The organism is Curtobacterium sp. NPDC088465 (genome assembly GCF_044753165.1).
Lineage (GTDB): Bacteria > Actinomycetota > Actinomycetes > Actinomycetales > Microbacteriaceae > Curtobacterium.
Genome location: NZ_JBIVMR010000003.1, coordinates 545,996 through 553,759 on the forward strand (window position 1 = coordinate 545,996; position 7,764 = coordinate 553,759).

The window sequence follows — 7,764 nt, forward strand, 5'->3', positions numbered from 1 at the left end:
CCTACCGGCGGCCACGGCGGGGCCGGTTGGAGGACCCCCACGGTTCCTGCCCGTAGATTTGCGTGCATGTCCACACCCGTCCCGCCGGTCCTGCCGCGTGCCCGTGCCGTCGTCGAGGCCGCCGGTGGGGTGTTCGACGCCGTCGGGCGCACCGGCTCCACGAACGCCGACCTGCTGGACGTCGCTCCCGGTCGGGCGCACGGCAGCGCCGTGGTCACGCTCGACCAGACGGCGGGGCGCGGGCGGCTCGACCGGTCGTGGAGCGCGCCGACCGGGCAGACGCTCGCGGTGAGCCTGCTCGTCCGCGCCGACCTGGCCGACCGCGACCGCGGGTGGCTGCCCCTGGTCGCCGGCGCCGCGATGCGCGACGCGGTGTCCGCCGTGCTGGGCGACGTCGACGCGGCGACCAGGGCCTCCCGTCCGGCCGCCGACGCCGACGACGCGACGCCCGTGCCGGAGCCGCGTGTCCTGGTGAAGTGGCCGAACGACGTGCTCGTCGACGGACGCAAGGTGTGCGGCATCCTCTGCCAGGTCGCCGCCGACGGCAGCGTCGTCGTCGGCGCCGGCGTGAACCTGACGATCCCGGAGGACGCCCTGCCGACGCCCACCGCGACGTCGTTGGCGGTCGCCGGTGCGACCGGTGACGCCGACGGCCTGGCGGACGCGGTGCTGTCCACCTGGACGACGGCCGTCCTGGAGGCGGTGCGTGCGCTGGTGGACGGGGGTGCGGCCGCCGGAGCCGTCCGGTCACACGTCCGCGCAGCGTGCGGCACGATCGGTCGCCGGGTCCGTCTGGAACTGCCCGACGGCACCGTCGACGAGGTCGACGCCACCGGCATCGACGACGACGGTCGCATCACGATCCGGGATCGGGACGGCCGAACCAGGGGCGTCGCGGTGGGGGACCTCACCCACCTGCGCTATGCATGACGGCATGACCGCCGAGCCGCCGCCCGAACGCGTGGTCGCGCGGCTGCGGCCGCACGCGCGCCGACTCGTCCGTCCGGCCGTCTTCGTCGTGGTCGTCGCACTGGCAGGGGGCTTCGGCTTCGGCGTGTTCCGCGCACAGCTCGCGTGGCTGAACGCGGTCGTCGCCGGACTGACGGTCCTGCTCGTCGTGCTCGGCGGCCTCGTCCCGCTGCTGCGGTGGATGTCCGAGCGGTACGTGGTGACGACCCGGCGGCTCGTGGTGGTCCGTGGTCTCGGCACCCGGACCCGTCGCGAGCTCCTGCACTCCCGCGGGTACGACGTCACGGTGCGGCGCCGCGGCCTGCAGGGGGTGTGGCGGTCCGGTGACGTGCTCGTCTTCCCCGGCGAGGACACGCCCGTGGTGCTCGCCGACGTCCCGCACGCCGACCTCGTGGTGGCCGTGCTGCACGACCTGGTCGAGGCGCACGAGGCCCGCCGACGGCACCGCGAGCCGGACTGGGACGAGATCGTCGGGGGACCCTCGCGACCCGCCTGGGGCGACCCCGGTCGGTGAGGTGCCGAGCGCCCGGAGTGGGAGTCTTCCTCGTTACCCGGTAGCGTCGTCCCGTGCGTATCTCCGTCATCGGCTGCGGGTACCTCGGTGCCGTGCACGCCGCTTCCATGGCCAAGCTCGGACACGAGGTCGTCGCGGTCGACGTCGACCCGACCAAGATCGAGCGTCTCGCCGCCGGCGAGGCCCCCTTCTTCGAGCCCGGGCTGCCCGAGATCCTGACCGAGGCCCTGGCGTCCGGTCGCATCCGCTTCACCACCGAGATGGCCGAGGTCGCCGGGTCCGCCGTGCACTTCCTCGCGGTCGGCACCCCGCAGGGTCCCACCGGTGCCGCGGACATGCGGTACGTCGACGCCGCGGTCGCCTCGCTCACGCCGCACCTGTCGGCCGGTGAGTTCGTCGTGGGCAAGTCGACCGTCCCGGTCGGCACCGCCGCGCGCCTGGCCGCCGAGGTCGAGGCGGCGGTCCCCGGTGCGACCCTGGTGTGGAACCCGGAGTTCCTCCGCGAGGGCTTCGCCGTGCAGGACACCATCTCGCCCGACCGCTTCGTCTACGGCGTCCCGGAGGGCGAGGCCGGCGAGCGTGCCGTCGCGGCCCTCGACGAGGTGTACGCGCAGGCGCTCGCCGCGGGGACGCCCCGCCTCGTGGTGAACCTGCCCACGGCGGAGCTCGTGAAGATCAGCGCGAACGCGTTCCTCGCGACGAAGATCTCGTTCATCAACTCGATGGCCGAGATCGCCGAGGTCGCCGGCGCCGACGTCACGGCGCTCGCCGACGCGATCGGGCACGACGACCGGATCGGTCGGAAGTTCCTCAACGCCGGTCTCGGCTTCGGCGGCGGCTGCCTGCCGAAGGACATCCGCGCGTTCCAGGCCCGCGCCGACGAGCTGGGCGTGGGGGAGTCCCTCGCCTTCCTGGCCGACGTGGACGCCACCAACCTCCGTCGACGCGCGCACGCGGTCGACCTCGCCACGGAGATGCTCGGTGGGACGGTCACCGGGAAGCGCGTCGCCGTGCTGGGCCTGGCCTTCAAGCCGAACTCGGACGACGTCCGCGACTCCCCGGCGCTCGACATCGCGGCACGCCTGCACGAGCTCGGCGCATCGGTGGCGGCGTACGACCCGGAGGCGATCGAGACCGCCCGTCGGCTGCACCCGGAGCTCGAGTACGTCGGATCGCCGACCGAGGCGGTCACCGGCGCGGACATCGTGCTCGTGCTGACCGAGTGGTCGGTGTTCCGTGCGCTCGACGCGGCCGAGGTCGCCTCGCTCGTCGCGTCGCCGGTCGTGGTCGACGGTCGGAACTGCCTCGACCGCGAGGCCTGGACCGCCGCCGGCTTCACCTACCGGGGCATGGGGCGCTAGCACGACGGTGACGGACGGCCGGGCGGACGCGATCCGCCCGGCCGTCCGTCGTCCGTGCTCCCCGTGTTGCCCGCGCTCGGGGCGGTCCGTCCCGGCGGGTACGGCCCAGGTCAGCCGCCGACGCGCACGACCTGCACGCGGCACGGCTCGACGGCGGCGCCCTTGCTGTCCTGGCAGGTGCTGTCGATGACGAAGTCCTCGGTCACCTGCCCGACGGCGCTGAGGTCCGGGGCCACGGCGTCCTGCGGGGTGAACTGCAACCAGTACTGCACCCCGGCGCGCTCGAGCAGGCCGACGAAGGACGGGTCCGTGATGTCGTACCGCTGGGAGTCGCGCCCGGCGACCTGCGCGTCGAAGCGGAACGCGAGCTGCACCATGCCGCGCGCGTTCGAGCCGGAGATGAGACTGCCGGCGGGCACTGCATCCCTCGCCGCCAGCGCGTCGACCAGGGGCTCGTCCGGGCGCAGGGTCGGCCCGGTGACGGCCAGCGGCTCGGCGCCGATCGACCCGCCGTTCACTGACGAGAACGGCGCGGCGATCCCGAGCGCGTTCTGCGTCACCGAGGCGGTGAGCACGAGCAGGCAGCCGGCGACGGCCACGACACGCCGGAGCAGGTGTCCCCGACCGATGCGGCGCCAGACGTCGGGCAGGAGCGTGGCCACGATGATCACGGTGCCGGAGAACAGCGGCAGGTAGTAGCGCGCGTTCCCGCCGAAGGACTCCACGGTCGCGATCCCCGCGTACCCGAGCCAGTACACGCCGGTGGCGACGGCAGCGACGACGGCCAGCGTGTGCCGCCGTGTGTCGACGACCCGGAGGAGGAGCCCGACGGCGAACAGCACCCCGATCCAGGTGGCGAAGGGCGCGAACGAGCTGATCCGCATCTGGTAGTACGGCAGCGCGTCGAGCCGCTGTGAGACGTAGTAGGTGAGCTTGCCGGCCAACGTCGTCGTCGCCGACGCCGTCGCGCCGTCGGTCGGGGCTGGGTCAGCGGACTGTGTCGTCCGCGGTGCCGTCAGGGCGCGTCCGTCGTAGACGCTGGGTGTGCGGTCCTCGGCGGGTGAGAACGCCGTGGCGTTCGGGGGCAGGGGGAACACGTAGTCGTCGCCGGGCCCGTCGGCGGCATCGGTGAACTTGCTCTCGGTGTTGACGACGAGGGAGGAACCGGCGGTGACCGTGTGGTACTTGAGCGACAGCGCGGTCACCCAGGGTGCGGCCACGACCACGAGGGCGACGAGCGCTGCGGTGAGCAGGACGCCGGAGCGACGGAGGGCGGCACGGTCCCGGTGGTCGGTCTGCCACCAGCGCAGGGCGAACCAGAGCGGGACCACGACGACGAAGACGGGGACGAGGAACAGCTTGGCGAAGAAGCCGAACGCGCAGAGGGCGCCGAGTCCGGCCCCGACGACGATCCGCCGCCGGAGCGTGCCGTTCCGTGCGCCGTCCGCGACGAGGAGCACCCACACGAAGGCGACGAACCAGAGCAGCACCAGCAGGTCCGGCGTCTGCCGTGCGACGTTCGCGAGGAGCACCGGCGTGGTCGCCGCCGAGGTGAAGGCAGCCGCCCAGCCGCTGCGCGTCACCCGGAGGACGAGCCAGGCGCCGAGGACCAGGATCGCGACGCAGGCGAGGGCGTTCACGGTCACGTACGACGTCGTGAGACCGAGGCCGGCGCGGACGAACGGGGCCATGAGCCACGAGACCAGGGGCGACCAGTAGGCGTTCACGGCGTCGCCGAGGTCACCGGCCGCGTACTGCCGCGCGATGCCCATGTAGGAGACGCCGTCGATGTTCGTGATCGACAGTCGGCTCCGGTACGCCATCGACACGACGGGGACGGCGAGCAGGACCACGAGGACGGCGTTCAGCACGACCGCGGACCGCGACACCTGCGGGAGCGGATCGGGGACCGGGCTCGCGTCACTCCGCGCAGGACATTCCGCGGTGGCGGCGTGACTCATCGGACCCTCTCTTCCGCGACCGGTCGGCGTCCCGGCACACGGTCGTCCACGATACCGGTCGGCCGCGGCGGGAGGGGCGACGCACTCCCCGTGCGCCGCGGCCGGGCAGTCAGTGTCGCGGGAGGGGGAGTGGACGGGATATCGTCGAGCCGATGTCCGGAAGCGCGCACGACACCGCGCCGTCGAGTCGTGCGGTCGCGCACGCGACGGCGGTCCGACCGCACGGCGGAGGCCGCCCGGCCGGAGCCGGCAGCAGCTCGGGCGACCGGCTCGCGTGGGTCGGCGAGCTCCTCACACGCCCGTGGGTCCTCCGGGCGACGCTCGTGGCCTTCGTGCTGCTCGGCGTGGTGTTCGCGGTGGTGCTGCACTACCCGGTGGTCGACGGGAACGGCAACGTGCCCTACGCCGGCACCATCGCCCCCGACGAACACCGGCACATCGCGAACATCCTCTTCTACGCGCAGCGGTCCGTCGTAGCGGGGCCGATCATCGACAGCGTGCCGACCCGGGACCTGGCGATGGGTGAGGTCCTGCGGTTCCCGAGCTACGCGTACTACTACGTGATGAGCTTCCCGGTGAAGCTGATGCTGCACGAGTCGGTGCCGTACGGCTGGGTGGTCGTGTCCCTGCGGCTGGTCAACGTGGTGTTCGGCGCGCTCGGTCTCGTCGCCGTCCGGCGTCTCGTCGAGGCCATCGGGTTCTCCGCGCCGACGGCCGTCCTGACCACCGTGCTCCTGGCCTTCACCGGCCGCTACGTCTGGCAGTCGGCGGCGGTCAGCTACGACGCCCCGGCCACGACCCTGTTCCTGGTCTGCCTGCTCCTCACGGTCCGGTACGTCCGCGACCCCGCTTCGGCGGCGCTGGGCGGAGCGGTCGTCGCCGGCGCATGGGCGATCATCACGAAGTACACGTTCCTGCCCTTCGTGGTCGTCGCGATCGTCCTCGCGATCGTCCTCGTCGCACAGCGCGACGGTCTCCGCCGCGCGCTCGACCCCCGCCGTGCGGCGTCGGACCTGGCGACGGACCTGCGTCGCCGGACCGTCAGGACGACCGCTCGGCTCGTCGCGTTCGTCGTCGCGGCCGTCGTCCTCGTCGAGCGGTACGGGATCAACCTGGTGCGCTACCGCCAGGTCAACCCGGACTGCGACAAGCTGCACACGCACCAGCAGTGCCTGACCTTCGACATCTACGCGCGCAACTACGCCTTCGAACGCGTGCACGACCTCGACATCGTCACGGGGAAGTCGCAGCCGTCCGTCGACGCCCTTGAGTTCGTCGGACGCTGGTGCACCACCTACCTGCAGTCGATCTTCTTCTACCGGGACCGGAACTCCGCCTGGGTGCTCGATCCCGGCGTGGCACTGCTCGGCACGGTCGTGTTCGTCGCCGCGTGCCTCGCCCTGCTCCTCACCCTCCGGAAGCTGCTGCGGAGCAGGGCCACGGTCTGGGCGTTCGCGATCGCCGCGGTGTACGTGGTCGCCATGTTCGTGTTCAACGTGCGGACGGTCCTGCAGCTCGACCAGGAGCTCGCCTTCTCCGGGCGCTACCTGTTGCCGGTCCTGCCGATCGTCTACGCGTTCGCCCTGGCAGCGGGGCTGGCCTCGTGGCGATCCCTGCCCGTCGGGGTGCGACGCGTCGCGGGCGTCCCACTGGCGGTGGTCGTGCTCGTCGTCCTCGTCCTGTACTCGACGCCGGTGGCCTTCTTCGCCAACGCCCGCGACCCGAGCTGGTACTCGGACGTCGCCCTGCGTGTGCTGCCGGACTGGCTCACCGGATCGTCGGGAGGCGGGGCATGACGGACGTCCAGCGCACCAGGCGCCGTTCCCGGCCACGGACCCTGGCGGTCGTCGGCATGGTCGTGCTCCTCGCAGCAGCCGGTGCGGTCGTCCTCGACCGCACCTCCGCCGATCCGGCCACCGAGACGATCGGCGGCTGCGCCGTCGTCGACGCGCCGTCCGTGGACCACCGGACGCACTGCCCGCGCGTGGACCTCGCCGGTGCCGACCTGCGCCAGCGTGACCTCCGGCTCGCCGACCTCCGTGGTGCGGACCTGTCCGGCGCCGACCTGACCGGCACCATCCTGTATGGTGCCGACCTGACCGGCGCGGACCTGCGGGGGACCGACCTCACGCAGACCGACCTGACCGGGGCCTCGATCACGGACGCGCGACTCGGCGACACCCGGTTCACCGATGCCGTGATCAGCAGCATGCGGATCTCCGGTACCCCGCTCGCCGCGGTCGCCGGATCCGCGACGACGGACGGCCAGGACCCGGTGTTGCTCCGGTGGACGTCCGGGACGCAGCCCGGCATCGTCGACAACACCTGCGTGGACCGCGAGGGCCTCTTCTACCCGGGCACGACCCCGGTGACCTGCTACGTGAAGACCGGGCCGTCCCCGGAACAGACGCTCGAGTACACGATCGAGATGTCGGTCGACCAGGGCGAGGGCTGAGGCCGCGACACCGGTCCCGACGGCACCGATCCGGTCAGCGCTGCGCTGCGGGGGCCTCCGCGTCGGCGGCACGGTCGGTTTCGCGCTCGACGCGGTCCGGGTGGTACACCCACGCCTTGTAGAGCCAGAAGCGGAACACGGTGCCGAGCACCAGGCCGATCACGTTGCCGGAGATGTTGTCCGCGAGCGCCGACGTGAAACCGAGCACGTAGTGGGAAACCCCGAGGCAGCCGAGCGAGATCACCATGCCGCCGAGGGACACCACGACGAACTCCAGGCCCTCCTTCGCGGCGACCGAGCGACGCTGGTTCCGGAAGGTCCAGTAGCGGTTGCCCATCCAGTTCACGAAGATCGCGACGATCGTCGACACGACCTTCGCCCAGAACGGACCCGAGTGGATCTCGTCCGGCGACAGGACCGTCGCCCGCAGCAGGTTGAACACCCCGAGGTCGACGACGAAGCCGACGGCCCCGACGATGCCGAAGCGGGCGAGCTGGGCGATGA

At 72.4% G+C, this 7,764-nt stretch carries 7 protein-coding genes; 5 read left to right on the top strand and 2 right to left on the bottom strand.

What is annotated here, in order from left to right:
- Positions 1 to 66: 66 nt before the first annotated feature.
- From ACIP6W_RS14365 to ACIP6W_RS14375, 3 genes are read left to right on the top strand one after another with little or no spacing between them, the layout of a single operon-like run.
- A complete protein-coding gene (locus tag ACIP6W_RS14365) occupies positions 67 to 930 on the top strand; it encodes a biotin--[acetyl-CoA-carboxylase] ligase (RefSeq protein WP_066655066.1) in 864 nt (287 codons plus the stop codon).
- A 4-nt stretch (positions 931 to 934) separates the two neighbouring features.
- Positions 935 to 1,483 (top strand): PH domain-containing protein, encoded by a 549-nt coding sequence (locus tag ACIP6W_RS14370; protein ID WP_251155541.1) that lies wholly within the window; start codon positions 935 to 937, stop codon positions 1,481 to 1,483.
- Positions 1,484 to 1,536: 53 nt separating this feature from the next.
- Positions 1,537 to 2,844: a UDP-glucose dehydrogenase family protein gene (locus ACIP6W_RS14375; RefSeq protein ID WP_400430119.1), complete on the top strand. Its 1,308-nt coding sequence runs from the start codon at positions 1,537 to 1,539 to the stop codon at positions 2,842 to 2,844.
- A gap of 110 nt (positions 2,845 to 2,954) precedes the next feature.
- Here the strand turns inward: ACIP6W_RS14375 and ACIP6W_RS14380 are convergent, their stop codons facing one another.
- Positions 2,955 to 4,733, bottom strand: a complete 1,779-nt coding sequence (locus tag ACIP6W_RS14380) for a hypothetical protein (RefSeq protein WP_400430121.1) — start codon at positions 4,731 to 4,733, stop codon at positions 2,955 to 2,957.
- Positions 4,734 to 4,957: 224 nt separating this feature from the next.
- On the opposite strand from ACIP6W_RS14380, the gene ACIP6W_RS14385 reads away from it, so the two are divergent.
- Complete coding sequence (locus tag ACIP6W_RS14385) at positions 4,958 to 6,601, top strand: ArnT family glycosyltransferase (protein WP_400430123.1); 1,644 nt, start codon at positions 4,958 to 4,960, stop codon at positions 6,599 to 6,601.
- Positions 6,598 to 7,260 (top strand): pentapeptide repeat-containing protein, encoded by a 663-nt coding sequence (locus ACIP6W_RS14390; protein WP_400430125.1) that lies wholly within the window; start codon positions 6,598 to 6,600, stop codon positions 7,258 to 7,260. The genes ACIP6W_RS14385 and ACIP6W_RS14390 overlap by 4 nt, the downstream gene beginning before the upstream one ends.
- 34 nt (positions 7,261 to 7,294) lie before the next feature.
- Here the strand turns inward: ACIP6W_RS14390 and ACIP6W_RS14395 are convergent, their stop codons facing one another.
- A complete protein-coding gene (locus ACIP6W_RS14395; RefSeq protein ID WP_400430127.1) occupies positions 7,295 to 7,762 on the bottom strand; it encodes a GtrA family protein in 468 nt (155 codons plus the stop codon).
- Positions 7,763 to 7,764: the final 2 nt, after the last annotated feature.

Bases quoted from the DNA above. Each gene is read 5' to 3' on its own strand.
- ACIP6W_RS14365 (WP_066655066.1), top strand. From the start codon at position 67: ATGTCCACACCCGTCCCGCCGGTCCTGCCGCGTGCCCGTGCCGTCGTC.
- ACIP6W_RS14370 (WP_251155541.1), top strand. From the start codon at position 935: ATGACCGCCGAGCCGCCGCCCGAACGCGTGGTCGCGCGGCTGCGGCCG.
- ACIP6W_RS14385 (WP_400430123.1), top strand. From the start codon at position 4,958: ATGTCCGGAAGCGCGCACGACACCGCGCCGTCGAGTCGTGCGGTCGCG.
- ACIP6W_RS14390 (WP_400430125.1), top strand. From the start codon at position 6,598: ATGACGGACGTCCAGCGCACCAGGCGCCGTTCCCGGCCACGGACCCTG.